Below are 23,918 nucleotides of genomic sequence, written 5' to 3'. Positions count from 1 at the left end.
TACAAGACTAACTACTCCGAAAGTTCTGTATCGTTCGCTTTTTTGTTTTTTGCTTTTCATATTTGAATTATCGTTGAATTCCACTTTTGATGTGCATACTTATCTAGTTCAGCTAATTTCTTCTTGACATCATCAAGTTTAATAGTGTTGTAATAATGATGAGCAGTACCAAAGAGATTATTACAATCCGAATCCATGCCAGTGGCTCGTTTTGCCATGGTAGCTGAACGTTCATTCCAAAGAATCCTGTTATTACAGATAAAACAGCGAGTAAAATGGAGATGATTGTTAGAATGGTAAGGTTGTCATTCAAGTTATTGTTCAAGATATTATTGTAGGCACCAGAAAGTTGTCGTAGAATCTGAGAATCCAAATGTGTCATGGCTGACAATTGCTCCGCTTCAATCAATGCATCATCTAATTCTTCAAGTTCGATACTGCCAAGCTTCTGAATATGCGGATGGTTTCTCAATTGTTCTAAAAGCAGAACATTTTGGTTTGCCGCTGTCAGTAAATAGACTGAACCTGTTTCTAAGTCCGATAATTCAAATAGCAGTTGCTTAGTTGTTCTCTTCCTTAGTTTGGAATTAAGAATCTCTCTATCACTTTCCAATTGATCTAGTATGGGAAAATATTCTTTAGAAGTTAAGGTAAGGGCTGCAAAAAGAAATTGAAAACAGGACATAACGGAATGGTCCATCAAGTACTTTTCTAATTTTTCCTGGAAATAGGCATTTCTTGCATTAAAAATTGTAATAAATTGATTCTGTTGCACGATAAAGGCCATCGGTGTTGTTTCATAATAATTATCCTCTTTTGTTATATCTAATAGATTAAAAATCAATAACAATCGATCGAGTTTTACATTGTATTTTAAATGAGCCCTTTCATTTTTGTCTAATGCATATGAAACCAATTCTTTATCTAATCCATAGTCTTCGACTAATTGTTTGTCTATCATTTCTCTTTCTGAATGGATAATAATCCAGCTCAGCTCATTATTGTTGCCAAAACGTTTTTCAATCACAAATTTGTTCCTCCACACTGATTTATCTCTATTCTATTGTATCTTTTACGGATTGGCAAGCATGATTAAGAAAAATAAATATTTCTTAAAAATTATTACATCGACAACCCTTCCTATAATCTTGGAAAAATAGCATTCACAGCGATACTTGCGAGTGAATCAAACTCTCACAAATAACCTTCCAAATTTCTTTCTACTAGATGATCAGTGTATTTAAAACGGAGCTGTAGGTCAAGGAATAGTAAGGAACGACTCGAAAAAATATCTTCTTACTCTTTGAGAACCAAAATCAGACGTTTTTGACTTGATTTGATGTACTTCGGTTCTATTTGCATCTACGTCGCCTATACTGATTTTGATTTTCATTGAATATAAGACTACAAAATACTCAACATCATAAAACGCATAAAATCATGTTTCAATCATATCAATTTTATGCGTTTTTTATATATCTTTAGTTCTTTTTACAAATTCTATCCAGTACAAGAGTTTCACTATTCTTTCGTCGTATGACGTTTTCCTAGACTGAGTGCTTCCTCTTCTGACATCTCAATAACTTTTGACAAATTTGTATTGGATGGCATATTTTCTTTTGAATACCAATAGACATCTGCACTTCCGTTCCTTGCAATATAAACAACAGCTGCCAGCTGAGTGGATGGTTGAGATGCTTCTACACTCTCACTTGGTTGCGATTCAACCGCTGAGCTAGCAGAGGATGACTGACTACTCTCCTCAGTTGGAACCAGGGACGGTGTTGCAGTTCCTTTCAAGTAATCAATTGTGGCATTTTTAGAGTAATTCTCTAAAACGACCGTAGTAATTTCATTGCTATCTACAGATTCTTTTGAACCGCCGATTTGAATATTGATCAGATTCCCTGACTCATCAAGACCAACATACTGAAGAACTACTTGACGCGGCATCAATTCGTTACCAGTATAAATCGGTTTTACTTGATAGTCTAACCAAAAATTGGGATGAGTCGCCAGCCAACTGTCCAGACGTTTCTCATAGTAGAGCATTCCTTCACTATTATTGGAATCCGTCCCCTTATAATGACCACTATTGGTCCAAGCAGTCAACGGAACCAGATTTTTCCCCTCATCTGTCAGGCCACTAAACTGATATCCTATCAGGTGGCCCCTATTAAATAACCATGACTTCTTGCCTTGATTCCCATAAGCTAGTTTATAGTTATGCCAACCGACGGGATTGTATTTTATTTTGGGTTCTCTCCGTTTTTTAGGCTCATCTTTATCTTGTAACTGAATGTGAGCTGATGTAGCTCTACCTAGACTATCAAACTCTCCAAGAACCAGCTGTTTTTCCTTTTTAAAGGTAAGCAAGTTAAGGCTTGGGTAATCAATATTCGTTTGATTAGCATGGACTGGAATACCAGAAAAAACAAAGACTAAAATAATGAGGTAAATAATTCGCATCTTTTTCATAATCATAGGAATCCTTTGAAAACAATGACATATAAGGATATATTACAAATTGAATAGCAAATGAGGAGTGAACAAAACCTTCCATCACTTACTTTCTCCAACACTCATAGTATATCATTTAGCATATAAATATACCAATAATTTATATCCGTTTTTTGTTTTTAGTATCAGATTTTTAATTGCCAAAAGTTAATAGAGGAGAGCATTTGAACACCGACCAATAACGGATGAAAGAGGTCATTAAAATGCTAGACATTTGCTTGACCACCCGTCAAACGGACTATTGATACCTTTACACCCTCAAAATAGATTATGATTATCTTTGTTGGCAACTTCTAAACTTCTTAATTCATAGGTTTTACAACCAGAATGGATAAACGGGTCACTTTCAGCAATCAAAATAGCCTGGTCATAACTGTCTGCGTTAAAAACAACCATACCACCAGGATAATCATGAAGAGATCCACATAAAACAAGCTTATTTTCCGCATCCAGTTGCTTCAAATGTTCAACATGGTCCTTAATCAACTGTTCAGTCAATTCATTCTTATTTATCATTAAATACAAATAGAGCATAGCAAACCTCCTTGTGGTATATCCTTAATATTTGTTTTTGAAAGTAAATGCCTACACTCAACTGACTCAGGTTAAATTTATTCAGTTATTTCATTGAAATAAGAAAATTTTAAAACATTTTTCGTTCAGGATAGATAGGCCGAATTGATTTCCATGTAGACTGGAAGTGGGAAAGAACTCGACCAGTCTAAAAAGAGTCGCCAACAAGTCTTTATTTCTAGTTGTTGAGCTGAAACAGTCTATTCCCAGACTTCAATTTATGTGAGCTGACTGCCGTCAGCTTATATTTCCCACTTTAAAAGGTCTCCCAGACCTTTTAAACTCCCACCCCCGCACAGCTCAAACTGTCTGGGAGACAGTTTGAGGTTGGAAATGGAGCGAACTTTGTTCGCAACAGTGGTAATGGTCAGATTTGGAGTGTGAAACACGAACTGCTGAGATTTGCTGTGCAAATCTTATCTCCTACCTTTAACAGTCTCCCAGACTGTTAAAGCCAATCAACCACTGCGCTGAGATGTTGACACGAACTCTGAGAAGCGAGGATGGACTTTCTGCCCAGCCTCTTTCAATCGCATGTTTCAAGTATACGATACCTCCCAACTGATTAATGACCTAATAGAGAAAAATCTCTCTGTATTGTTTTTTCACTAACTCCAAACTCATCTGCTAACTGTAACTTAGATAGATGAGCACCTGATTGCAAACGTTAAAATTCGTTAGTAAGCGTTCTTGATCGTTCATATTTACCTCAATTCTTAAAATGATTATAAAACCTTTAACAGTTAATATTTAATTGTTACCACGACTTTCAGGGGCAATCATTAAAACGATTTAAAGGTGGGTACGTTTCTATTCCCACAAACTCCTTGTCAATGGAAACAAACACGTACCTACAAGGTTAATGGAAATAAAAACTGATAATCTCTAGCTATCACTTCTACTCATTCCTAAAATTTTCTCACTTTGATATTTCCACACCCAAAAGAAAAAAAGCCTTACAATCAAGGCTTTTCATTATCCCTTTCGTTTAAAGGTTTCTAGGCTTTCACCAGCAAACCACCTACCTCAACATGGCTTGAGCGGAAGTTATAGCTGTCAAAAACTAGTAACCAAAATATTTTTATCAGAAATTCTCTTTGTGAGAATATATCCACTGTGGGCTTTCGTGTGTGGGAAGATATCAACGACATTATAACTTAGTAACCGTGTCCTTTACCATAGATGACACTAACCAGCATCTGATATCATTAAAACTAAACTTATTCCCTCTTATTTTATAAAGCTTTTACTTGAGATTTTATAACTTCATATCCTAATTTATCGATGGCGTTTTCAATATCTTTTATAGATACTTTTTCATCATCATATTCCACTTTTACTTTACTTGAATTAAATAGCACCTTTATGTTATTTTTGTTTACTCCATCTAATGATTTAACTCCATTTTCTATTTTTTGCATACATGATGGACATGTTAATGTTTCTAACTGAATTGTTGCTTTTTGCATTTTTTATCACTCCTTTAGTTTATGTTAATTGTATTATATACTATTAATATCTATAATAAATTGATTTACATCAAGAATTTTATTTATTTTTATTTTCTTAATTTATAGTGAAGAAGTCTCATACCATTTAAAATAACTACTAATATGCTTGCTTCATGTACTAACATACCGATTGACATGTTCATCCATTCACTAAAGAATACGCTGGCAAGAAGGACTAATACAACCCCTACTGCAATAATAATATTTTGAAGCATGTTATTAGCGGTTGCTTTTGCTAAACCTAGTGCATGTGGCAAGCGGCTGAAATCTGAATTCATTAAAACAACATCTGAAGTTTCGATTGCTACATCTGTTCCATTTCCCATAGCAATTCCAATTTGTGCTAGAGCTAGTGAAGGACTATCATTTACTCCATCTCCAACAAATGCCACAATTTGACCTTTTTCTTGTAACTCTTTAATATATGTTGCTTTATCTTCTGGCAACATATGTCCATGAGCTTCTGTAAGTCCTAGTTCACGTGCTACTAAATCAACTGTTCCTTGGTTATCACCAGAAAGAACTACTAGATTTTTAACACCAAGTTTTTTCAACTGTTTAAGATCATCTTTTACACCCGGGCGAATTTGATCTCGAATACCCATCAATGCCTTTAATTCACCATCAACTGATGTTAAAACAAGTGAATTTCCATTTTTCTCAAATCTGGCAATATCTGCACGAGCTTTTTCACTTAAAAGAATATTTTCTTGCTCCATTAGTGCCACATTACCGACTGCAACTTTATGACCTTCTACATGAGCTACAATTCCTCCACCTTTTACAACATCTGTTTTTTCAACTGTATATAATTTTATATCTCCAATATATTCTACAATTGCTTTTGCTAATGGATGATCTGATTCCTTTTCAACACTTGCTAGATACCCTAATACTTCATCTATATTATCTGTATAAAATTCTTTATCAGCTACTTTGGGATTTCCTATTGTTAATGTGCCTGTTTTGTCAAATACCATGGTATCTAGTCTGCTAAAGTCACTAATAACCTCGCTACCTTTTAGAAGGACTCCATGACGTGCTCCATTGCCAATCCCCGCGACGTTTGAAACCGGTACACCGATTACCAATGCTCCTGGACATCCTAAAACTAATATTGTAATTGCAAGTTCAATATCCCTTGAAAATATCCATACAATAAAAGAGAGAACTAAAACAGCTGGTGTGTAGTATTTAGAAAATCTATCAATGAAACGTTCTGCTTCTGATTTTGAATCCTGTGCTTCTTCAACCAACTCAATGATTTTACCAAAAGTAGTATCCTCACCTATACGATCAGCAGTGATTTGAATAGTTCCATTTTCTAAAATTGTTCCGGCATATACCCTCGAATCTTTCTTTTTACTTACAGGAACCGCTTCTCCTGTAATACTTGCTTCATTAATATGCCCTTCTCCTGTTAACACTGTACCGTCAACTGGGATTTTTGCACCCGTTTTAACAAGCAAAATATCTCCTACATCAACTTCATCTATTGCTACTTCTTCAAACTCACCATTTTCCATTTGTTTTAAGGCACTTTCTGGTGCCATTTGAGTTAATTCTTTAATTGCAGAACGTGTTTTATTAAGTGTCCTTTGTTCTAGAAAAGCTCCAAATAGAAATAAAAATGTAACAATTGCTGATTCTTCGTAGTTTCTAACTATAATGGCTCCGATAACTGCAATGGTAACTAAAACATCAATACTAACTACTTTGACTTTTAATGCTTGATACGCTTGAATCGCAATAGGTGAAACTCCCAAAATTGAAGCAATTACTAATGCCCATATGGCTATTTGTTCGTTTTCGAAGCCTAATTTACTGACAAATGCAATTATTATTAAAATTGCACTTACTATTGTAATATGGTTTTTTCTTCCTAATATAAAATTTTGCATATTCATACTCCTCCCTATTAGATTATTTATATCTTTTCATTGCTTTGTTTGTTTACTTGTATGCTTCATATGCTTTATCTAATTCTGCTAACATGTTATATACTGCTTCATAACTTTCGCATACATCACCTGGAACTGTATAATTATCTGTGATTTCACGTAATTTTACAAACTCCTCTTTTAAGTCCGGCTTTTCTACTCCCGCATCTTTTGCTTTCTTTGCAAGTTCATCATATACCTTACGAACCTGGTAGAATTCTGGATGATTTCCTCCATGAACTTTTGCTACAACTGGAACATATTGTGCTAATGTTTTCAAATGAGTTTCCTTTACTTGATTAAAATTTAATTCTCTTGACATATTTTTTTCCTTCTTTCTTGTTTTATTTTTTCTTTATCTTGATAATATAATACTATAGATTGAACGAAATTAAATTGATCTAAATCAAGTTTAGTCTATTTTAAATGTTTTAATAATTTTTACTACTATTTTACTTTATATTATCACATCTATACCAACAACAATCCATCTAAATCCAAAATCTCAATCTTTCTACCTGATTTTTGTTTTATACATCCTTCATTTTCTAGGTCAGCTAACTTTCTACTAATAGTTTCTGGAGTAGTTCCTAGATAAGAGGCTAAATCCTTCTTACTCATTGGCAATTCAATTTCCATTGGAACATCTCCGCTTTCCATGCATTCTGCAAGAAACAGTGCTAATCTAGTATCTACCTTCTCTGTGGCAAATCTAGTTATTTGTTTTTCTGATGTTTCTAATCGGTTAGAGAATTCCGATAAAATCTTCAAAGATATAGTAGGGTACTTTAATAAAAATTCTTGTAAATCATTTCTACTAATCATACATACATCGGTATCACTCATTGCTTCTGCATATGCTTCCTGAATTGATTCGCGAAACAAGGCAAGCTCTCCAGTGAAATCGCCTGGATTTAATATTCTCACTAATTGTTCTTTTCCTGATTCAGACAAACGGTAAATTCGAATTTTCCCTTTACTTACAATATATAACAAGTCGGATATATCTCCCTCTCGGTAAATTACTTCACCCTTTTTAAAAGAGGTCGATTTCGTTACTTTCATAATTTCATCCATCTGTTCTCCTTCTAAATGATTAAAGATCGGAACTACAGTGATACATGAAGCGTGTGAAGCTGACTCATGTCCTTGATGATGAGTGTGAGTAACATCGTGATACCCTTGTTTTTCTATACATTGGTTTTTAATTTCATGCATCAAATCCTTTTTTTTCATTTGAATGCCCCTTTCATATTCTCTCTAAAGGTCTCTTTAGCTTTTTCCAAGTACCCACGAGTTCAGTAAATGTAGGTAAACCTATCCGGATGAATAATTGCGTTGTCATCATAGTCAGGATTTTCCAGTGTACTTTTTAGACGTCGTATTTCTTGCTTAAGTCCTCGGATGGCGGTCATTATTTCTTCCTTTGTCTTTCCTTTGAGATACTCTTCATAGTAACTTTCCGGACTAATCATTATATTAGACCGCCTCCTTTATTCATTAGATATATTTATCTCATTCCCACCTGGTAAAATAAATGCCTGCTCAAACTTGACACAAAGCACATCTGCAATCGCTTTCAACTCATCCAAGGTTACTATTTCTCGTTGTAATTTTTTATTGAAATTCTGTGGAGTCTGGCCAATACGTCTAGCAAGTTCGGAAACACTTATATTCATTTGCTCACACGGTTCTTTAATCATTTCTGCCGTAGTCATACAGCACCTCCAAGTTTACGCTAAGAATATTATAAACCCATTTGGTTGATAAGCACAATAGTTATTAAAATATTATTATTGTCAACAAGCAAAGAAAACCCACAACTCTACTGTAGAGTCATGGGCTATTTACTTCTGGTTTTCATATTTCAATTTCAATACCAGATTTGAAGGCTATGACGAAGTGGCCTTCATAGACTGTAACACTCTCGATCATCTTCCTTACAAGCTTATCATCGTACTCTAAGGTGCGGAATTTGTTCTTGCGGATAAATTCAATCAGCTCATTGATTCGCTCGTTCTCGCTACTGAGGGAGGCATCTTCTACTAAGAGGATCTGTCGCTTGTCTCTCAGCTCATCAATCTCATCTGCTATGCTTAATCATTAGACTCAGAGTATCTACAGTCTAGCATAGATGAAAAGGTAGCGCTGATGAGCTCTTACTTCTTTCGGCGTACGGCGAAAAAACCGAGTGGCTCCTGTAAGATCTCATTGGAATGTTTGAGTTACGCATTTTCTTTTTCCAGATCCAAAATACGCTGCTCTTTGTTATCCGCAGATATTCTTTTATGGCCACTGCCAACATAAGTATCTGCTCCATATTTTTTTCGCTGATTTCTCCAAGTGGAATAGTATAGTAAGGAATTCCAGTTGATTTGCAACTGCTTTTACGCCGATTTTATCAAAAAGTTTAACGGCCTGTTCTTTAAATGATTTTTCATATTGCATGTTGTTCTCACCTTTCTATGTGCTTTGATAATAACATATATTTGGTGAGTTTCATGACTCTACTTTAATGTTAGCACTCCACTAGTGAGCTCTACCGAAAAGAAATACGTAAATATGGCATTCTCCAAAGTATGAATAGTGTAGGTGGCAGATGCCATGATAATCCACAATGCGAAAGCATGTGGGCAAGGCTGAAAGAGGAACTTCTCTATAATCGCTATGATACCACTAAAATGAAAGTTGAATCTGTTAAAACTCTCATCAGGAGATATTTCATCAGCTATTGGATTAACAGGAGAATCTGCTCTACCAACTGAGGGTTACCTCCTATGGTTAAGAGACATCTGTACTATATCTCATCACAGGGTGTTGCGTAGTTCAAACATCCTTGAGTCAAAAGTATAAAGAGATATTAACAATAGCATTCTGAACTGATTTCATTTATTTTTCTGTATAAATTTTGTATTTCTAACCTGAGACATCTTAAAGCTTACCACTATCATTTAGTGAAAGTAATTCTTCTGGAAACGGTTCGAATATAGTTTGTCCTAACAAGTATTCAATATTATATTTTATAGAGTAAACTTTTAAAATACTCGCTATGGCAGATTTGTCGATCTTTCCATCTCTGTATTTTTCCATTAATTGTAAGATAAACACTTTTTCTTCTTTGCTCGCGAATTTCGAAAAATACCCAAATATATGTTGATAAGCATTAATGTAATTCTTTTTAGAAGGTAGGTTCGAAAATAATTTTACCATTTCTTTAAAGTAATTATCTAACACTATATTTGCTTCTAATTTTTCATGATTTGCAACAATTAACCCTAATTTGTTTTTTAATGTTTGATTATAAGCAAAATATAAATATTTATTTTTTGCATGATAATCCGCTAATTTTTTTATAGATTTATTTTGTGCCATTTTTTTAAAATTAAAAATCGCATATAGTTTTGTAAAAAAATGCTCTCTTATTATCAGGTTTGTTAATCTCCCTTCTTCTTCAATTGGCAAATAAGGGAAATGCTTTTCCATTTCAGCCGCAAATAAACCCATACTTTTTCCGATTACAGGAGATTTTTCCATACCCGAGTATACTTTAACATCTTTTATCCCACAAGATGGTGATCGTCCTTTTAATATAATTCCATCTATATCGGAAATATTTTTAAGAATCTCTTGGGAATATTTTTTCATATCATACGTTAAATATTTTTTAGATTTAGGTTGAACTAATTCTATACCGTCTTGCACTTTAATTAAACGCAGACTTTCTCTTGGTAATCCTAAACCAATTTCTATCTCAGGGCACAGTGGAATAAATTCAATTTGATCTTTCATTTTATCTAATAGATTGAATTGTACAATAGAACCATCATATCTGCAATTATCAAAACCTAAACACTTACTTATTAAGATTTTTGGTTTCACTTCATTTCCTCCAAATATTTATATATTAAACATTTCTAACGCTTTTTGTCTTTGCGTTTTATGATCTACGATAGGGCTTACATACAATTTTTTTATATCAATACCGTAGTTTTCTTCTAGTTGTTTCTTAAATTTAAAGGGTTCATGTATATATTGTGTTGGAATATCTTCCAATTCCTTTACATACCTTTTTATAAACTTACCTTCAGGATCGTACTTCTTACTTTGAGTGATTGGGTTAAAAATCCTAAAGTAAGGGACTGCATCAGTTCCTACAGATGCAGCCCATTGCCACCCGCCAATGTTAGAGGCAATATCATAGTCTATGAGCATTTCAGAAAAATATTTTTCGCCTAGCCTCCAGTCAATCAGTAAGTCTTTAATTAAAAAAGAAGCGGTAATCATTCTAAGACGATTGTGCATCCAACCTTCTTCTCTAAGTTGGCGCATTGCTGCGTCTATTAAAGGGAATCCAGTTAGTCCGGATTTCCATTTTATAAAATTTTCCTCATCATATTCCCAATTAATATATCTATATTTTTCAATTATCTCTTCATTGTGCTGATTTGGATGAAAATAATATATCATATTATAGAAATCTCTCCAGGCTAGCTCTTTAATAAATATTTCTTGTCCCAGAGAAAAAGGCATCATTGTTGCAGCATTGAATACTTCTCTGACAGACAACTGACCTGTTGTTAAATAATGCGATAAATGACTTGTTCCATCAAGAAACGGATATTCTCTATTTTCGTTGTAACTACAAAGTTTAGCGTTCATAAAATCAGCAAGGCATTCTCTAGCCTTCTCTTCTCCTGTAAACATAGAAAAGTCATTATTCAAAAGATTTCTTAATTCAATAAACTTTTCTTTACCAATAGGATCTTTTTTACTGAAATCGCTTAATATAATCTCAGATAGTTTAGCATAATCAATATTCTGTTCTTCAGGTTTTTTGCTACTCATCCATTTATTATAATAATGTGTAAAAACTTTATAATGAGAATTGTCCTCTTTCAATACTTTGTTTGCTGAGTGTAAATGATGGTCATAAAATGAGAAAACTTCAACGTTTTTTCTTTTTAGGAATCTATTCAACTTTTGTTCTTGAGATTTCCCATATCCGCATTCAATAATATTATAATATATTTTGTCTATGTTACTAAATTCATTGAGAAGTGTATCAAAACAAGTTAAAATTTCTCCATATAAAAAATAAATATCCAGACCTTTTTTTAAACAACTTTCATAATAGCTATTCAACGAAGAAAAAAAATAAGCATAACTTGTCGTTTCAATCTTTATTAGCTCAGGATCTAAATGATATATAAATATAAGATTTTCATTATCTTTTATGTCATTGATAGCACTAACTAGCGCGGTATTATCATGAAATCTAAAATCATTTCTTATCCATAAAACAGAATTTCCCACGTTGCTCTCCTATGCCTATTCGTTTAGGCTTGTATTTTATTATCTTATTAAATATGTTAATAGAAAAACTAAGTTTAAGTGGTAGGAATAATTTTGTAATTGTTTTTATAAAATCTAAAAATTGATATCATTATAAGTAAAATCATCCCTACTATAGATGCTTTTTCTAATATAGGATACGACCCCGAAAAGCCTTGGCTTGATTTAAGAAAATTATTGATTCCAAAATAAGCCCAGGCTATCGGTAAAGGGAATACAGCGTTTTTATTTTTTACGTTGATTAGAAATACAATCACTACAGCTACTATTAAGATTGTAAAAGCCCACAAAGTGTCAGATATTCCAAATCCATTCCAGTTGAGTTTAACCAAAGTTGCAGATATGTTTACAACTGTTGCTATAAAAAGCCAACCGGCATACAGTCCAAATGATAAAGGTATTATAAAATGCCCTTTAGATTTTATTGATAATAATTTTTCTAATATTAATGATAGCGAAAATAAAAAGGCAACAATAAAAATAACTGACAATTCTAATTGTAGATAAGAAAATGATATGATCCATAGTATGTTGAATAAACTGGAAAAGCGGAAGAGCGAAGTAATTCTATTTATAACGTTTTTATAGTAATCATTATCACTTCTAATTACCATTAAAATACATGATAAAATTACAAGAATATAAATTATGCTCCAAATACTGAATGTAGTTGGGCTTGGAGTTATCAGGGTCAAATATCTGTCAGATACCTCTTTTTGTGAATAGCCATTGATTAGGCCGAGGGCTCCGAGGGCATTTATTACAAGTGTTAAAAATAATAGTAATATATTTATAATTGCTTTTTTTCTTTCTTTCATTTTTATACTCCTATTCATATATGTTTTTTTTTTTGATAAATTGAAAATAATTATTAATTCCTTTTATCTATATTGTTTTATATTTAGACAATTTTTTATACAAGTGCTTCCAGTTCTTTTTATTAATTCATAAATTGATTGCCTCCTTTACTCGTTACCTGTCTTTATTTCATTCCCGTCTGGTAAAATAAAAGACTGCTCAAATTTGACACCAAGCACATCTGCAATCGCTTTCGACTCATCCAAGGTTATTATTTCTCGTTGTAATTTTTTATTGAAATTCTGTGGAGTCTGGCCAATACGTCTAGCAAGTTCGGAAACACTTATATTCATTTGCTCACACAGTTCTTTAATCATTTCTGCCGTAGTCATACAGCATCTCCAAATTTACGATAATAATATTATAAACCTATTTGGTTGATAAATGCAACAGATTCAGCAATATTATCATGGTTGTAAAGCCAAAACAAACCCCCTAACTCTGCTCTATATTCATTTACTATCAGTATCAATTTTTTCATGCTTTAATTTTAATCTATTTAGAATAATAAGTTTCAAATTTTTCAAATATAAAATTATATATCTTAAATTACATTACGCAAAAATAATAAAATTCAAAAAAAAATTAAAAAATATATTGACATAATTGTTTTTTTATGATATATAATAATTAGAACTTAACACAATAGAGTGCTAATAAAACGTTATAAAAAGGAGTTGATCATTATGGCTGGATTAGTACCTTTTAACAGAAAAAACAAAGAACTATCTACAAACACTGGTAGTGGTGACTTCTACAACTTACTTGATGACTTTTTTTCAAATGATTGGCCATTCAGACGAACACTCTCTTACGACACTTTTAAAGTGGATGTCGAAGATAATGGCAAGGAGTACCTCATTGAAGCTGAAATGCCTGGTGTTGATAAAAAAGACATCAATCTTCAACTTAATGATGGAAAATTAACAATTTCTATCATTAGAGACGAAACCAATGAAATACAGGAAAAGAATTATATTCACAAAGAGAGACGTTATAATTCTATGAGCCGTTCAATTTATTTAGAAGATTCCAAACCTGATGCTATTAAAGCAAAACTTGAAAATGGAGTACTAAAAATTATTGTTCCGAAAGAAGAAAAACCAAACAATAGCATTACAATTGAGGTTGAGTAAACTAAAGAAAAAGCACATTGGTCATTAGCATTACTATTGATGTTGAGTAAACTAAAGAAAAGCACATCGGTCATTTAATCTCGATGTGCTTTTCTTTGTAAAAAATTACTTCAGTTTTTCATACTTTAATTTCAATGCCTGATTTCAAGTATATTACAAAGTGGTCACCCTAGACCGTAACATTTTGGATGATCTTCCTTACAAGAGTATCATCATATAGTAAAGTCCGATATTTATTGGTGCGGATAAATTCAATCAGCTCATTGATTCGCTCGTTCTTGCCACTAAGGGAGGCATCTTCTACAAGAAGGGTCTGACGTTTTTCACGCAGGTTATCAATCTCATCTGCTATGCTTAATCATTAGACTCAGAGTATCTACAGTCTAGCTTGGAAGGGTTCTCTTCTATATAAAATGATAGCTCTATTCCATTTCTTCTACCGTTTAAAAGACCTTCCCTTTTTATTACTTCTACCTTCTTCATAATCTCACCTCACTTTTGTATTCTTCTATACAATACTTTTCAACCGCGACTAGTTAAATTTAGCAGGTCAAATCTGAAGAAATATTATGTCTTTCCATAAGAAGCTTTTTAAGCTTAAAGTATTCTTGCTTGTTTATTAGCTTTTCACTTAATAATTGCCTGGGCATGGCAAGCTGAATGCTATATTCTAATATGTCCTCCATCTATTCTTCCTCCTTTAAAATTGTTACCAAGACTTTCTTTATTCTAATAGGACTACTTAAACCCCCTATATATAACAGTTAAAATATGACCCGCTTGGTTCGCTATTTTAAAAAAGTTTTTAGAAGATTAAATAACTCTATCAATCTAACTATACTCTATATAGTTAGGTTGTCTTTTTAACAAGTCTAGACTTTTCATTTTTGCCATTCTAGAATTATCAAAATCACCATTCTTGACTTGTCCTTTTGACAAGTCTTAAAGTATAAATGCAAAAATCAGCAAGTATTTTAATCCTTGCTGATTCTTAACTGTCCTTACTTTCTTGTGTCTCCACTAACTAAGTCAACCACTACTGAAACATTAAAATACTTTTTTAGCACTTTTCGCTTGTTATTTTGGTCATCTTCTTCAAATGCAAAATAGTCATGAAAGAGCTTAAATCTCAGGATCTCTACGGATTTTCCCTTTTCACAAAAACCTTTATAGACAGCGAATTACTCAACAATCCAGTGTTACCAACGGTTTGAAGCCATTATCGGTAGGGCGTGTTTTCATCCCTTACCATTTTTTTGGTGAATCGTTGGTGTTTCTACTCCAAGAGGATAGGGAATCAACGAAACACCTTAAGCGGCTTGTAAAACTGCGAGTTCTTCCTGAAGGTGTTCTGCAGGTGTTGCATAATCCATTATTTTTCTCGGTCTGTCGTTGATCGTATTGGTTACTGCCAGTAAATGAGGATAGGACAATGGACGCAAAGTGACTCCCTTTGGGATAAATTCTCGCAGCATACGGTTATGCCGTTCATTCGTTCCTTTTCATATTCTGTCCGTACCTTATATCGTCGTTTTAAAAATGGTGAGTTTGATCAAAGTAAGTTACCTATGCAAGGGAAACGAAAACCAAACTGTCATCAAGAACGTCGTGGAAAACAAGCATTCAAACGAAATATCGCTGAGCGAGAAACGGATTATGCTTCTTTTGAAACAGAGTTCGGGCATCTAGAAGGCGATACGATTGTCGGTGTCAATCATAAAAGTGCCGTCATCACCCTCGTTGAACGCCTTTCAAAAGTCATTATTGCTTTGAAACCTGAAGGTCGTAAAGCAATCGATATTGAAAAAGCAACGAATACTTGGTTTCAATCGGTTCCTAAAAGTCTCTTTAAATCGATTACTTTCGATTGTGGTAAAGAGTTCTCAAATTGGAAAAATATCAGTAATACGAATGATATAGCTATTTATTTCGCAGACCCAGGAACACCATCACAAGGAGGTTTAAACGAACACTCAAATGGTCTCCTTCGAAAAGATGGCCTACCGAAAGAAATGGATTTCAATCAAGTCAATCAGGATTTCATCTCCTCTGTGGCTTCAAAAAGAAATCATATACCCAGAAAATCACTGAACTACCAGACACCATTGGAAGTCTTTTTGAGTTATGTAAATGAAGAGCAGTTGTCTCGCTTAATTTGACAAATAATAATATTAATACTGCATTTAATAGCTTCAGAGCCCTTGAAGCCAAGCGTTTGATTTCAAGAGGCGGTCAATAGGCTACTCGAGGGAGAAAAATAAAAAGTAATTGGAAACGATTGATAAAAAATCGCCAAAACATTGATATTTCGGAATATAAAACATGGCGAAGCTTCCGAGCACCAAAGTACCCTTATCTAACAGAAGCCATGGTCATTGATCGGCTTCTGAGCTATTCTGAACCATTAAAAGAAGCCTATCAAGTATTTCATGACATCACAAACGCTTTTAGAGAGAAGGATGCTGGTTTATTTTTCGATATCATTAGATCAATGTCAGACAAGATAAATCCCGAATTCCGGCATGCCATTCAAAACCTAGACAATCATGAAGTAGGCATTCGGAATGGCCTTATTTACCCTTATTCCAATGGAAAAATTGAAGCGAAAAACACCCACATCAAAACGTTAAAACGAGTCTCTTATGGCTTCAGATCTTATGACAATATGCGAACCAGAATTTTCTTAACGAACGGGTTAATCAAAATAAAATAACAAAAAAGTCCGTATCACAAGAAAAAGCTATTTCTTGTGATACGGACCATAATTGAGCCATCAGTCCTATTTGACAAAGAGCCGAAGAAGCCAACTAGACAAACGCGTCAATCAGCTTGATGATGGCGCCGGTGAAGAAGTAGACCGCGATCAAGTAGGTGACGGAAATGATGGCGGCTAACAAGTTCCCCGCCAAGGCAAACCCGATCACGACCCCCAGGATGCCCAAGGTGAGTCGCACCCAGAACCAGCTCCTCTGGCTATCCTTCAAGCGGAAGGCCAGGAAAATGTTCATGATGGAGTCGATGAGTAACCAACTCACAAACAACATCGGCAGGAACGTCACACTGACAGCCGGATTGAACACCAGATAAAGGCCAACCAGCAAGTCCAATACGCCAATCAAGATCAAGTACCAAGGATTACCGGGCAGCACCTTTTTCAGCTCAAAGTAGTACATCAGGGCTGAACCCCCCTGTACGATAGCAATCACCCCAAACATAAGCCCCATAGCAATCAAAGTGGTCAGCGGATTGTTGAGGGCGGTCCAGCCGGCAATAAAGAACAGCACTGCCAACAGCAGACTCCCCCAACCAAATCCATTCTCATTTTTCGTAATCAAAACAAGACTCCTTTCTAAATTCTATAATTATCTTCACTATTTACATTAACATATTAATGGTCCTATGTCAAGATTTAGTACAAATTAAAATGAGAAAAAAGTCCTCAAATTAGCCGGCTAATTGTAATCTGCTATCTTTTGTTTTTTCATATAAAGATTCAGAATCATTGGGTGACATATATCCGCAGTAACCGTGAATTCTCTTTGTATTGTAAAAAGCCTCGACATATTCAAAAACAAGGCGATTTGCCTGTTGATAGTCTCTAATTTTGAACCTGTTGATCCATTCTCTCTTTAACTGAGATTGGAAATTGATTCTGAAAAAAGAAGAACTGTTGAATGGCACAGAATACCGTTATCATAGACTTTTCAAGGGAACGGTGACGGAACGGGGGATCATCGATTATATTCTTTCTTTGGACGAGAGTCTCCGCCTGAATTATAATGCCTACCAAACAATCGTCTTTACGGTTACGCACCGGAAACCGAATTTGTTTCGGTCCTTCATTCATGAGAAACAACGGGGGCTTTCTGCCAAGATGGACCAAGCTTTGAAGACATTCCGCCAATCCGAAAGAGCTATTGTAAACGCACTGAGCTACGACTATTCAAACGGATTAGTGGAAGGGATTAATAATAAAATCAAGGTCATCAAGCGGACAGCCTAGGGCTATCGCAACTTTTCTAATTTCCGAAACCGCATCTTCATTGAATATAAATTACTAGAAACAAAAACAGCAGCTTAGGAACCTTTTGGTTCCCAGCTACTGCTTGATAGATTGTGAAATTTAGCCTGCATGCAACTGGAAAAATACACTATCAACACTTCTTGACAAAGAGCCAATTTTTATGCTAGAAAGTTAATTTTAGAATTCACATCATAACGTTCTGATTCAAGTGGTTCTTCGCCTGGTTTACCAATTGAAATTGCCATAACAGGCACGAAACGCTCATTATCAAGGTTTAAAGTTGCAACTAAGTCTTTTGAATTATAGCCTGCCCATGCATTCGCTTCATATCCGTGTGCTCTAGCAACCAATAATAATTGCATTGCTAACATTGAACTGTCTATGGTAGCATCTTTAATTAAAAAGTCGCGATCAGCTTTCTCATACATTGGTAAAAATGAATTGAAGATGGCGTCTAATTTTTCTTTGGTAATTTTGCCCTCTTCATACACTTTGGTCCAAACTTCGCGATAAACTTTATGTGATTGAGTATCGCCTAATATAAAGATTGTAACTGGTGCTGTTTCTAATTGGGGATAGTTAAACGGCATCGTGACTGCTTTGACTTTGTTACGAGCTTCTTCATTATCAACGACGACAAAGTGCCATGATTGTAAGTTACATGCGGATGGTGTAATTGTCGCTTCATCTAACATTTCGACGATTTCATCACGACTGATATTTTGACTAGGGTCAAATCGACGGCATGAACGACGATTGAATACGATATCTTTATAGTCATTATTAACATAATCTTTTGCTAAAAATTTTTCTCTCATGAAAACACTCCCCTTTTCTTATAAGTTAATTTTATCACAAAGCTGGTGGACTCGCAATGAATTTGTGAAAAGTTTAACCAATTTATTAAAATAAATATGAGACCAGATAGACACGATTGTTTCTTTCCAGTCCCATCTTATTAATTATGCTATTGTTGTCGTTTGTAAAAACTTGTTATTTCATGTTTTTGTATTTTATTTACGATTAATATTTTAGATTTAATTTTGTCCATAATACGCATTAGCACCGTGATTGCGATAATAATGTTTATCGAGCACATATTGAGGTAATTTTTCTGCGTTTGAACGAACGGATTTAGTCATCTGTGCCATTTGACAACATTCGTCTAAAACCAAGCTGTTTTCGATGGCTTTTTGCGTAGTGGTTCCCCATGTAAAAGGACCATGACCATTGACTAACACTGTGGGAATAGCTGAGGGATCAAGGTTTTGATTTTCAAAGGCTTCCACAATGACTTTGCCAGTATTCCATTCGTAAGATTCTGTGACTTCTTCATTTGTTAGATGACGCGTAATCGGCACTTCGCTATAAAAAGTATTAGCGTGTGTTGTTCCATATACAGGTAAAAAACGTCCGGCTTGTGCCCAGGCGACCGTATTAGTACTATGAGTATGGACCACAGCCTTAATATTAGCGAAATGCTTGTATAAATAAACATAGTATTTTGCATCATTATCATATTTCAACCTAATTTCGGGATTCTTTAAATTAAGAAATACGATTTCATCTTTTATTTCATTTATTCGATTCCGGGTATTTAAAGAAATCATATCAAGTTGAGGAATAAAAGTAGTATTAATATCAGCAACCTCCATCTTCCTCATTCCTTCTTGGTCTTTAGATGTTACTTCACAAATCAACTGATAAAAAATGGTTGTCATCCAAGTAGACAGCAACAATGCTTCCTCGTAAGTTGACATTGTATATACAACAAATTTAGTTGAAACAAATACCTGTTTTGTAGATAAATACGCTTTCCCTGACGTTCTAATGGCACGATGAACAAGAACAGAATTTTGACCGAACCCATTGCGACTTTCTCTTTGTAGAATTCGTTTCCACTCTTGATGTGTTTTCTCTTGTCTTTGTTGTCTGCCTCCACGAGCAGGTAATTGAATATAAGAATCTATAATTTCGTCTATTATTTGTTCATCGTTTGTTGTCACTTAAAATTAACATTTATCTTGTCAACTCACAATTATTTAGACAACTATCTTATCAACTCATCACATCAATTAATCTACTAATGAACAAATTTCGCATTTCACCAATCTTAGATAACTTCCCTCAAAGCAAAAAACCGTGATTATCCTTCCGGCTTAGAACCAGACCTCAAACCACGGAAAGCCCTTATTTGCTTATCTTATTACACTCTTACTTATTCACCCTTGACATCAATACTACGCACTCCACATGAAGCGTATTTGGGAGTTCAAAGGTCCAGTGGACCTTTGAAGCAGCTTGCCAGAAAACAGGTAAGCAAGCTGGACAACCTAAATGCGTTTTTCTAACAAACCGACTACTTCTATATGGCACGAGAGGACAGAATAAATGTCATTTGAGATATGTCCGTTCTCGGAAACATATCTATCGCAAATTTTGCACTTACGGTAGACGGGAACGCGTCGACTTAGCAAAATCAAATTAAGAAAATCTCATTTACGCTCTTTCACTTATAATTTTCCAAATAACAAAAATCAATATGACAGTTATTGCTGCTAACCATAAAGAAATATTCACTGCAATGGTTCTAAAGTATACATTACTCAATATCATAGCTGCCAAAACAGCTGCAGCAATAAACCACGCTTTTAAAAAAGAAACTACTTTTTTTTCTTTCTTTGCACCAAATGCTGTTTTAGTAATATACAATACAATCACATTTGCTATAAGGATAATTGCAAGTCCATTTATAATATCCCCAACGGTTAAGATAAACTCAAACCCAGCTTTATTTGAAATTAAGCTAATTATAAAGTTTTTAGCTAAAGAAATAACACCTAAAACCCATAGTGCATGAAGAGACATATCTAAAAAATCCATCACCTTATCTTTTTTTGTCTTCTTAGGCATAGCTTCGATAATCTGATCACAGATTTCCTTATATCTGCCTCCCATGACTTTTTCAATATTATCGCCTCGTTGCTGACCATCAATAATTAGTTCAATAATATCTCCTCTTACAACTTCTTGATTGTACTCTGATAAATCAGAACCCCGTAAGTAGACAATCATATTTGTATAAATTTCTTTGTTTTCATCAAATATCGCTTTTTCCCTATTATTATTTTTCTTTAATAATTCCTTTGCTAATTTATTCATGTTCTTTTCCTCCCATAAATAATTGATTAACCGCATGATCTAGTTCTTGCCAGTTAACTTTAAATTCACTTAGACTAATAACCCCCTTCTCAGTTAAATGATAATATTTGCGCTTCGGTCCGCTATTAGAGTCTTGTAAAGTAGCTTTCACAAGTTCACTTTTCTGTAGGCGCAAAATAATAGGATATATTGTTCCTTCAGATATCTCTCCAAATCCATATCGCTCTAACTGTTTCGAGATTTCATATGCATAAGTCTCTTGTTTTCGGATTATCTCTAAAATGCATCCTTCTAACACACCTTTTAACATTTGTGAAGGAATCATAATAAAACCTCCCATTTAGTATCTTGCAATGCAATATACAGGTATATTATATTGCAAGATACTAACTTTGTCAAGTTTCTTTTTGCTCACTCTAAATGATAACATCATTCTCAATAAATTGATTTTTTATGAGCTATTAATAAAACGAAACCGCCAATCAAGAGAATTCATCTCCTGATCAGCGGTCAGCTCAATATATTAAATTCAATATCACCAATTTTTACATCTATCCTATCTCCACAACTCTATGACGTTATCTATTCTATCAACTCGACCCTACTTCATTTTTCGGTTCTTTTTCTATCCATCGATATGTTCCCGCGGACGCATTTAAAACTATACGTCGAGTAGACAAGATAAGTATAATCCTGCAAACCCAGTAAGTTCAAGGCTTACACCCTTGACATCAATGTTACGCATTCCACATGGCTCGAGTTGATGGCATTGATGTCATATTACTTTGCCCGTCTGTGGAAACATATCAGCAGCATTTTTGGAACTATCGGTAGACGGGAACATATCCAGCGGTTTTTGACCATTTTAAGAAATTTCGGTATGAGAGAACCTATCAATGGAATTCTCAACACCAGCCTTTTAGAGATTAAGGGAAGACTCTATAGACTTCTTCATATTATTAACGAGTTCAGTCACCTCAGAATCCATTCCTTTCCACTTATCAATATACCCTCCTAGATAAGCCTTTCTTGCTTTGTCAAGTAAAATGGCATGCTCATAAGGTAATTGAGGTATTGCCCATTCAGCTGCCAGATCTTTTGATCTGATTTCACCAGTAGATGCTGTCACCCACATTCTGGCTAAAGTTAAAATCACATTGCGTTCGTCACCTTTAATGCTAGTTATCAACCCGGGCAACGATTCTTTAATTGCTTTTCGAATATCTGTCATTGGCACAGGCTCAATTACTTCTGTTGCCTTTGGTCCCAAAAGGTTAATACTATTTTTTCTTAGTTGTGCTAAAAGTATTGCTAAATCCGGATCATAAGTCGACTCAGGAATTTCTCCCTTTTCAAACTGCTCTCTTAGCCACTCGCCATACATAAATTCATATTTGGGGGGGAAATGCCAAGGGACAATATCCTTTTGATTTATGACCGTAACTTCAAGAGGCCTCATATCTTTTATGTTTCCTATTTTCCCAGATATAAGCATTAACCTATTTGTAAGATTCCTTCGAGTTTTTTCAGATAAACTTTGATTTGTTATTACCAAAATATCTACATCGCTATTCATACGTAAACCACCCATTACTGCCGAACCATACAAATACACCCCAATTAACATATTATCAAGTAGTTCCGCTATAGTTTTTAATGCTTGAATTGCTTCTTTCGGAATTTTTTTGTTACTTAAATCTATACTCAACTTCGATCTCCTTTCGTCTGAAAACTGTTTTTTAACGCCTCTTAAAATTTATAAAAAAAGAGTAAACATCTTTCGTTGTATTGTAAATTAACGCCATCCAAAATTTTGATTCAAGATTTTCTTTCGGTTTATTATATGTTTGAGCCAATATAAGCTACAAAACTGCTGTCTATCCATTTTTGAGTAACCTCATTTATATCAATCCCAATAGTAGCCAACCCAATAATGCTGCAATCCAATTTCTCTAACAAAGCTATTAAAGCCTTCATTTGAGAACCTGTCTCTATCCAATCATCTACAATCAAAACTCTTTTGTTCCTCACAATAGAACTCTTAGATATTTCAAAGCTTTTATCTTGACCTGAATAGTCGGTAAAATGTGTCGAAATAATCTCTTCTTTTGCGTATGGCAGCTTATCACCTTTTCTTACTCCAATAAACCCCACTCCAAGTTCTTTGGCTATGGCAGTGCCTAGTATCCATCCAATTGCTTCTGGGGCAGCCACATAATCTACTTTATTTTGAAAATCCAATGATAGTACTTTTACAATTTTATCAAAAACGGTTTTATGTGTAAAAATAGTTAGTAAATCATATTTTCCAATTGAGTTACGAGGTAATATACCTCTAATTTCATTTATAACATCAGTACTTTCCATACATTTACACCCCTTGCTTATGGTTAATAATCTTTGCTAATCTTTAAAAATAGTCATTTTCAACATATTTTTTATACATGTCCTCGGTATATCTTGTTATGTTCTTACCATACTCTGGATAATCAAACCCCAGTAGTTCTGCTACCTCTTTGGACACTTCCCTGAACAATTGGTGGCATATAAATAATGACTTCCAAATATTTTCATAGGAATCCATGCGATATGTAGATAATAATCTATTCCATAGATCTTCATCAATGTATTTGTTAATATACTTATAATTTTTCCCAACACTTAATGAAAATTCTGTCTTTATCCCAACCTTCCACGACATCATCCTAAGTAGTTCAAACCGTAGAATCTGGTTCAGATGATCGATTGCAAACAGTATCTCTTTGCGGCACAATCCTTTAATAACATAAGGTGTTACATTCCAAAATTCATTGCAGCAATCATCATACTCCCTTGCGCTTGG

At 34.3% G+C, this 23,918-nt stretch carries 26 protein-coding genes and 6 pseudogenes; 4 read left to right on the top strand and 28 right to left on the bottom strand.

The genetic code is table 11. From position 1 onward, the window contains the following. Nucleotides 1-112: 112 nt before the first annotated feature. The 16 genes and pseudogenes from ACPC58_RS03025 to ACPC58_RS02950 form a co-directional block, all read right to left on the bottom strand. Nucleotides 113-1,027: a magnesium transporter CorA family protein gene (locus ACPC58_RS03025; protein WP_434065195.1), complete on the bottom strand. Its 915-nt coding sequence runs from the start codon at nucleotides 1,025-1,027 to the stop codon at nucleotides 113-115. 494 nt (nucleotides 1,028-1,521) lie between these two features. Continuing rightward, nucleotides 1,522-2,484 carry a DNA/RNA non-specific endonuclease gene (locus tag ACPC58_RS03020; RefSeq protein WP_434065194.1) on the bottom strand — a complete coding sequence of 321 codons (963 nt, stop codon included), beginning with the start codon at nucleotides 2,482-2,484 and terminating at the stop codon, nucleotides 1,522-1,524. A 294-nt stretch (nucleotides 2,485-2,778) separates the two neighbouring features. Further along, on the bottom strand, nucleotides 2,779-3,054 hold the full coding sequence (locus ACPC58_RS03015; protein WP_434065193.1) for a YciI family protein: 276 nt from the start codon (nucleotides 3,052-3,054) through the stop codon (nucleotides 2,779-2,781). 610 nt (nucleotides 3,055-3,664) lie between these two features. After that, nucleotides 3,665-3,795, bottom strand: a pseudogene (locus tag ACPC58_RS03010) (helix-turn-helix transcriptional regulator); the annotation flags it as partial. Nucleotides 3,796-4,328: 533 nt separating this feature from the next. Beyond that, nucleotides 4,329-4,562 carry a heavy-metal-associated domain-containing protein gene (locus ACPC58_RS03005; RefSeq protein WP_276934232.1) on the bottom strand — a complete coding sequence of 78 codons (234 nt, stop codon included), beginning with the start codon at nucleotides 4,560-4,562 and terminating at the stop codon, nucleotides 4,329-4,331. Nucleotides 4,563-4,651: 89 nt separating this feature from the next. Continuing rightward, nucleotides 4,652-6,505 carry a heavy metal translocating P-type ATPase gene (locus ACPC58_RS03000; RefSeq protein ID WP_434065192.1) on the bottom strand — a complete coding sequence of 618 codons (1,854 nt, stop codon included), beginning with the start codon at nucleotides 6,503-6,505 and terminating at the stop codon, nucleotides 4,652-4,654. 52 nt (nucleotides 6,506-6,557) lie between these two features. Continuing rightward, nucleotides 6,558-6,866 carry an iron-sulfur cluster repair di-iron protein, ric gene (locus ACPC58_RS02995; RefSeq protein ID WP_277843509.1) on the bottom strand — a complete coding sequence of 103 codons (309 nt, stop codon included), beginning with the start codon at nucleotides 6,864-6,866 and terminating at the stop codon, nucleotides 6,558-6,560. 149 nt (nucleotides 6,867-7,015) lie between these two features. Beyond that, the gene (locus ACPC58_RS02990) at nucleotides 7,016-7,762 is read right to left on the bottom strand and encodes a Crp/Fnr family transcriptional regulator (protein WP_434065232.1); all 747 of its coding nucleotides are present in this window, start codon (nucleotides 7,760-7,762) and stop codon (nucleotides 7,016-7,018) included. An 80-nt stretch (nucleotides 7,763-7,842) separates the two neighbouring features. Further along, nucleotides 7,843-8,019, bottom strand: a complete 177-nt coding sequence (locus ACPC58_RS02985; protein WP_434065191.1) for a hypothetical protein — start codon at nucleotides 8,017-8,019, stop codon at nucleotides 7,843-7,845. Nucleotides 8,020-8,037: 18 nt separating this feature from the next. After that, a complete protein-coding gene (locus tag ACPC58_RS02980) occupies nucleotides 8,038-8,262 on the bottom strand; it encodes a helix-turn-helix domain-containing protein (protein ID WP_434065190.1) in 225 nt (74 codons plus the stop codon). Nucleotides 8,263-8,404: 142 nt separating this feature from the next. Next, nucleotides 8,405-8,638 (bottom strand): annotated as a pseudogene (locus ACPC58_RS02975) (recombinase family protein); the annotation flags it as partial. Between the two features lie 192 nt (nucleotides 8,639-8,830). Further along, nucleotides 8,831-8,992: a hypothetical protein gene (locus ACPC58_RS02970; RefSeq protein WP_265644271.1), complete on the bottom strand. Its 162-nt coding sequence runs from the start codon at nucleotides 8,990-8,992 to the stop codon at nucleotides 8,831-8,833. Between the two features lie 483 nt (nucleotides 8,993-9,475). Next, nucleotides 9,476-10,423, bottom strand: a complete 948-nt coding sequence (locus ACPC58_RS02965; protein WP_434065189.1) for a YbgA family protein — start codon at nucleotides 10,421-10,423, stop codon at nucleotides 9,476-9,478. Nucleotides 10,424-10,441: 18 nt separating this feature from the next. Beyond that, a complete protein-coding gene (locus ACPC58_RS02960) occupies nucleotides 10,442-11,857 on the bottom strand; it encodes a cryptochrome/photolyase family protein (protein ID WP_434065188.1) in 1,416 nt (471 codons plus the stop codon). Between the two features lie 74 nt (nucleotides 11,858-11,931). After that, nucleotides 11,932-12,714: a tryptophan-rich sensory protein gene (locus ACPC58_RS02955; RefSeq protein WP_434065187.1), complete on the bottom strand. Its 783-nt coding sequence runs from the start codon at nucleotides 12,712-12,714 to the stop codon at nucleotides 11,932-11,934. 147 nt (nucleotides 12,715-12,861) lie between these two features. Beyond that, nucleotides 12,862-13,086 (bottom strand): helix-turn-helix domain-containing protein, encoded by a 225-nt coding sequence (locus ACPC58_RS02950; protein WP_434065186.1) that lies wholly within the window; start codon nucleotides 13,084-13,086, stop codon nucleotides 12,862-12,864. A 354-nt stretch (nucleotides 13,087-13,440) separates the two neighbouring features. Here ACPC58_RS02950 and ACPC58_RS02945 point away from each other — a divergent pair, with 354 nt between their 5' ends. Continuing rightward, a complete protein-coding gene (locus ACPC58_RS02945) occupies nucleotides 13,441-13,890 on the top strand; it encodes an Hsp20/alpha crystallin family protein (RefSeq protein WP_217374987.1) in 450 nt (149 codons plus the stop codon). A gap of 169 nt (nucleotides 13,891-14,059) precedes the next feature. On the opposite strand, the pseudogene ACPC58_RS02940 reads toward ACPC58_RS02945, so the two are convergent. The 3 genes and pseudogenes from ACPC58_RS02940 to ACPC58_RS02930 form a co-directional block, all read right to left on the bottom strand. Further along, a pseudogene (locus ACPC58_RS02940) lies at nucleotides 14,060-14,242 on the bottom strand (hypothetical protein); the annotation flags it as partial. 190 nt (nucleotides 14,243-14,432) lie between these two features. Then, nucleotides 14,433-14,576: a hypothetical protein gene (locus tag ACPC58_RS02935; protein WP_434065185.1), complete on the bottom strand. Its 144-nt coding sequence runs from the start codon at nucleotides 14,574-14,576 to the stop codon at nucleotides 14,433-14,435. Between the two features lie 624 nt (nucleotides 14,577-15,200). Beyond that, nucleotides 15,201-15,392: pseudogene (locus ACPC58_RS02930) on the bottom strand (IS30 family transposase); the annotation flags it as partial. On the opposite strand from ACPC58_RS02930, the pseudogene ACPC58_RS02925 reads away from it, so the two are divergent. Both ACPC58_RS02925 and ACPC58_RS02920 read left to right on the top strand, forming a co-directional pair. Next, nucleotides 15,384-16,049 (top strand): annotated as a pseudogene (locus ACPC58_RS02925) (IS30 family transposase); the annotation flags it as partial. The pseudogenes ACPC58_RS02930 and ACPC58_RS02925 sit on opposite strands and share 9 nt — an antisense overlap. 83 nt (nucleotides 16,050-16,132) lie before the next feature. Beyond that, a pseudogene (locus ACPC58_RS02920) lies at nucleotides 16,133-16,603 on the top strand (transposase); the annotation flags it as partial. A gap of 94 nt (nucleotides 16,604-16,697) precedes the next feature. Here ACPC58_RS02920 and ACPC58_RS02915 read toward each other — a convergent pair. Both ACPC58_RS02915 and ACPC58_RS02910 read right to left on the bottom strand, forming a co-directional pair. Next, complete coding sequence (locus tag ACPC58_RS02915) at nucleotides 16,698-17,225, bottom strand: HdeD family acid-resistance protein (RefSeq protein WP_434065184.1); 528 nt, start codon at nucleotides 17,223-17,225, stop codon at nucleotides 16,698-16,700. Nucleotides 17,226-17,334: 109 nt separating this feature from the next. Further along, nucleotides 17,335-17,571 (bottom strand): IS3 family transposase, encoded by a 237-nt coding sequence (locus ACPC58_RS02910; RefSeq protein ID WP_434065183.1) that lies wholly within the window; start codon nucleotides 17,569-17,571, stop codon nucleotides 17,335-17,337. On the opposite strand from ACPC58_RS02910, the gene ACPC58_RS02905 reads away from it, so the two are divergent. Continuing rightward, nucleotides 17,537-17,893 carry a transposase gene (locus ACPC58_RS02905; RefSeq protein WP_434065182.1) on the top strand — a complete coding sequence of 119 codons (357 nt, stop codon included), beginning with the start codon at nucleotides 17,537-17,539 and terminating at the stop codon, nucleotides 17,891-17,893. The genes ACPC58_RS02910 and ACPC58_RS02905 overlap by 35 nt on opposite strands. A 179-nt stretch (nucleotides 17,894-18,072) precedes the next feature. On the opposite strand, the gene ACPC58_RS02900 is transcribed toward ACPC58_RS02905, so the two are convergent. From ACPC58_RS02900 to ACPC58_RS02870, 7 genes are all read right to left on the bottom strand, one after another. Beyond that, the gene (locus tag ACPC58_RS02900) at nucleotides 18,073-18,732 is read right to left on the bottom strand and encodes a nitroreductase family protein (protein ID WP_434065181.1); all 660 of its coding nucleotides are present in this window, start codon (nucleotides 18,730-18,732) and stop codon (nucleotides 18,073-18,075) included. 219 nt (nucleotides 18,733-18,951) lie between these two features. Then, complete coding sequence (locus ACPC58_RS02895; RefSeq protein WP_434065180.1) at nucleotides 18,952-19,920, bottom strand: class II aldolase/adducin family protein; 969 nt, start codon at nucleotides 19,918-19,920, stop codon at nucleotides 18,952-18,954. Between the two features lie 493 nt (nucleotides 19,921-20,413). After that, on the bottom strand, nucleotides 20,414-21,076 hold the full coding sequence (locus ACPC58_RS02890; RefSeq protein WP_099252563.1) for a hypothetical protein: 663 nt from the start codon (nucleotides 21,074-21,076) through the stop codon (nucleotides 20,414-20,416). Beyond that, complete coding sequence (locus tag ACPC58_RS02885) at nucleotides 21,069-21,401, bottom strand: PadR family transcriptional regulator (protein WP_013297369.1); 333 nt, start codon at nucleotides 21,399-21,401, stop codon at nucleotides 21,069-21,071. The genes ACPC58_RS02890 and ACPC58_RS02885 overlap by 8 nt, the downstream gene beginning before the upstream one ends. Before the next feature lie 594 nt (nucleotides 21,402-21,995). Next, a complete protein-coding gene (ant(9), locus tag ACPC58_RS02880; protein ID WP_027622104.1) occupies nucleotides 21,996-22,784 on the bottom strand; it encodes an aminoglycoside nucleotidyltransferase ANT(9) in 789 nt (262 codons plus the stop codon). A 131-nt stretch (nucleotides 22,785-22,915) separates the two neighbouring features. Further along, nucleotides 22,916-23,443: a phosphoribosyltransferase family protein gene (locus ACPC58_RS02875; RefSeq protein ID WP_002294507.1), complete on the bottom strand. Its 528-nt coding sequence runs from the start codon at nucleotides 23,441-23,443 to the stop codon at nucleotides 22,916-22,918. 43 nt (nucleotides 23,444-23,486) lie between these two features. After that, the coding region (locus tag ACPC58_RS02870; protein WP_148406363.1) for an aminoglycoside 6-adenylyltransferase at nucleotides 23,487-23,918 on the bottom strand (432 nt) is incomplete at its 5' end.

Source organism: Streptococcus sp. VTCC 12905, from assembly GCF_049893385.1.
GTDB classification, from domain to species: Bacteria; Bacillota; Bacilli; order Lactobacillales; family Streptococcaceae; genus Streptococcus; species Streptococcus suis_AA.
The sequence above is the reverse complement of the archived record's forward strand: the minus strand, read 5'-3'. Positions and strand labels throughout refer to the sequence as shown.

Excerpts from the sequence above, each read along its gene's own strand:
- ACPC58_RS03020 (WP_434065194.1), bottom strand. The coding sequence starts at position 2,484 with ATGATTATGAAAAAGATGCGAATTATTTACCTCATTATTTTAGTCTTT.
- ACPC58_RS03015 (WP_434065193.1), bottom strand. The coding sequence starts at position 3,054 with ATGCTCTATTTGTATTTAATGATAAATAAGAATGAATTGACTGAACAG.
- ACPC58_RS03005 (WP_276934232.1), bottom strand. The coding sequence starts at position 4,562 with ATGCAAAAAGCAACAATTCAGTTAGAAACATTAACATGTCCATCATGT.
- ACPC58_RS03000 (WP_434065192.1), bottom strand. The coding sequence starts at position 6,505 with ATGCAAAATTTTATATTAGGAAGAAAAAACCATATTACAATAGTAAGT.
- ACPC58_RS02995 (WP_277843509.1), bottom strand. The coding sequence starts at position 6,866 with ATGTCAAGAGAATTAAATTTTAATCAAGTAAAGGAAACTCATTTGAAA.
- ACPC58_RS02990 (WP_434065232.1), bottom strand. The coding sequence starts at position 7,762 with ATGCATGAAATTAAAAACCAATGTATAGAAAAACAAGGGTATCACGAT.
- ACPC58_RS02985 (WP_434065191.1), bottom strand. The coding sequence starts at position 8,019 with ATGATTAGTCCGGAAAGTTACTATGAAGAGTATCTCAAAGGAAAGACA.
- ACPC58_RS02980 (WP_434065190.1), bottom strand. The coding sequence starts at position 8,262 with ATGACTACGGCAGAAATGATTAAAGAACCGTGTGAGCAAATGAATATA.
- ACPC58_RS02970 (WP_265644271.1), bottom strand. The coding sequence starts at position 8,992 with ATGCAATATGAAAAATCATTTAAAGAACAGGCCGTTAAACTTTTTGAT.
- ACPC58_RS02955 (WP_434065187.1), bottom strand. The coding sequence starts at position 12,714 with ATGAAAGAAAGAAAAAAAGCAATTATAAATATATTACTATTATTTTTA.
- ACPC58_RS02950 (WP_434065186.1), bottom strand. The coding sequence starts at position 13,086 with ATGACTACGGCAGAAATGATTAAAGAACTGTGTGAGCAAATGAATATA.
- ACPC58_RS02945 (WP_217374987.1), top strand. The coding sequence starts at position 13,441 with ATGGCTGGATTAGTACCTTTTAACAGAAAAAACAAAGAACTATCTACA.
- ACPC58_RS02935 (WP_434065185.1), bottom strand. The coding sequence starts at position 14,576 with ATGGAGGACATATTAGAATATAGCATTCAGCTTGCCATGCCCAGGCAA.
- ACPC58_RS02900 (WP_434065181.1), bottom strand. The coding sequence starts at position 18,732 with ATGAGAGAAAAATTTTTAGCAAAAGATTATGTTAATAATGACTATAAA.
- ACPC58_RS02890 (WP_099252563.1), bottom strand. The coding sequence starts at position 21,076 with ATGAATAAATTAGCAAAGGAATTATTAAAGAAAAATAATAATAGGGAA.
- ACPC58_RS02885 (WP_013297369.1), bottom strand. The coding sequence starts at position 21,401 with ATGATTCCTTCACAAATGTTAAAAGGTGTGTTAGAAGGATGCATTTTA.
- ACPC58_RS02875 (WP_002294507.1), bottom strand. The coding sequence starts at position 23,443 with ATGGAAAGTACTGATGTTATAAATGAAATTAGAGGTATATTACCTCGT.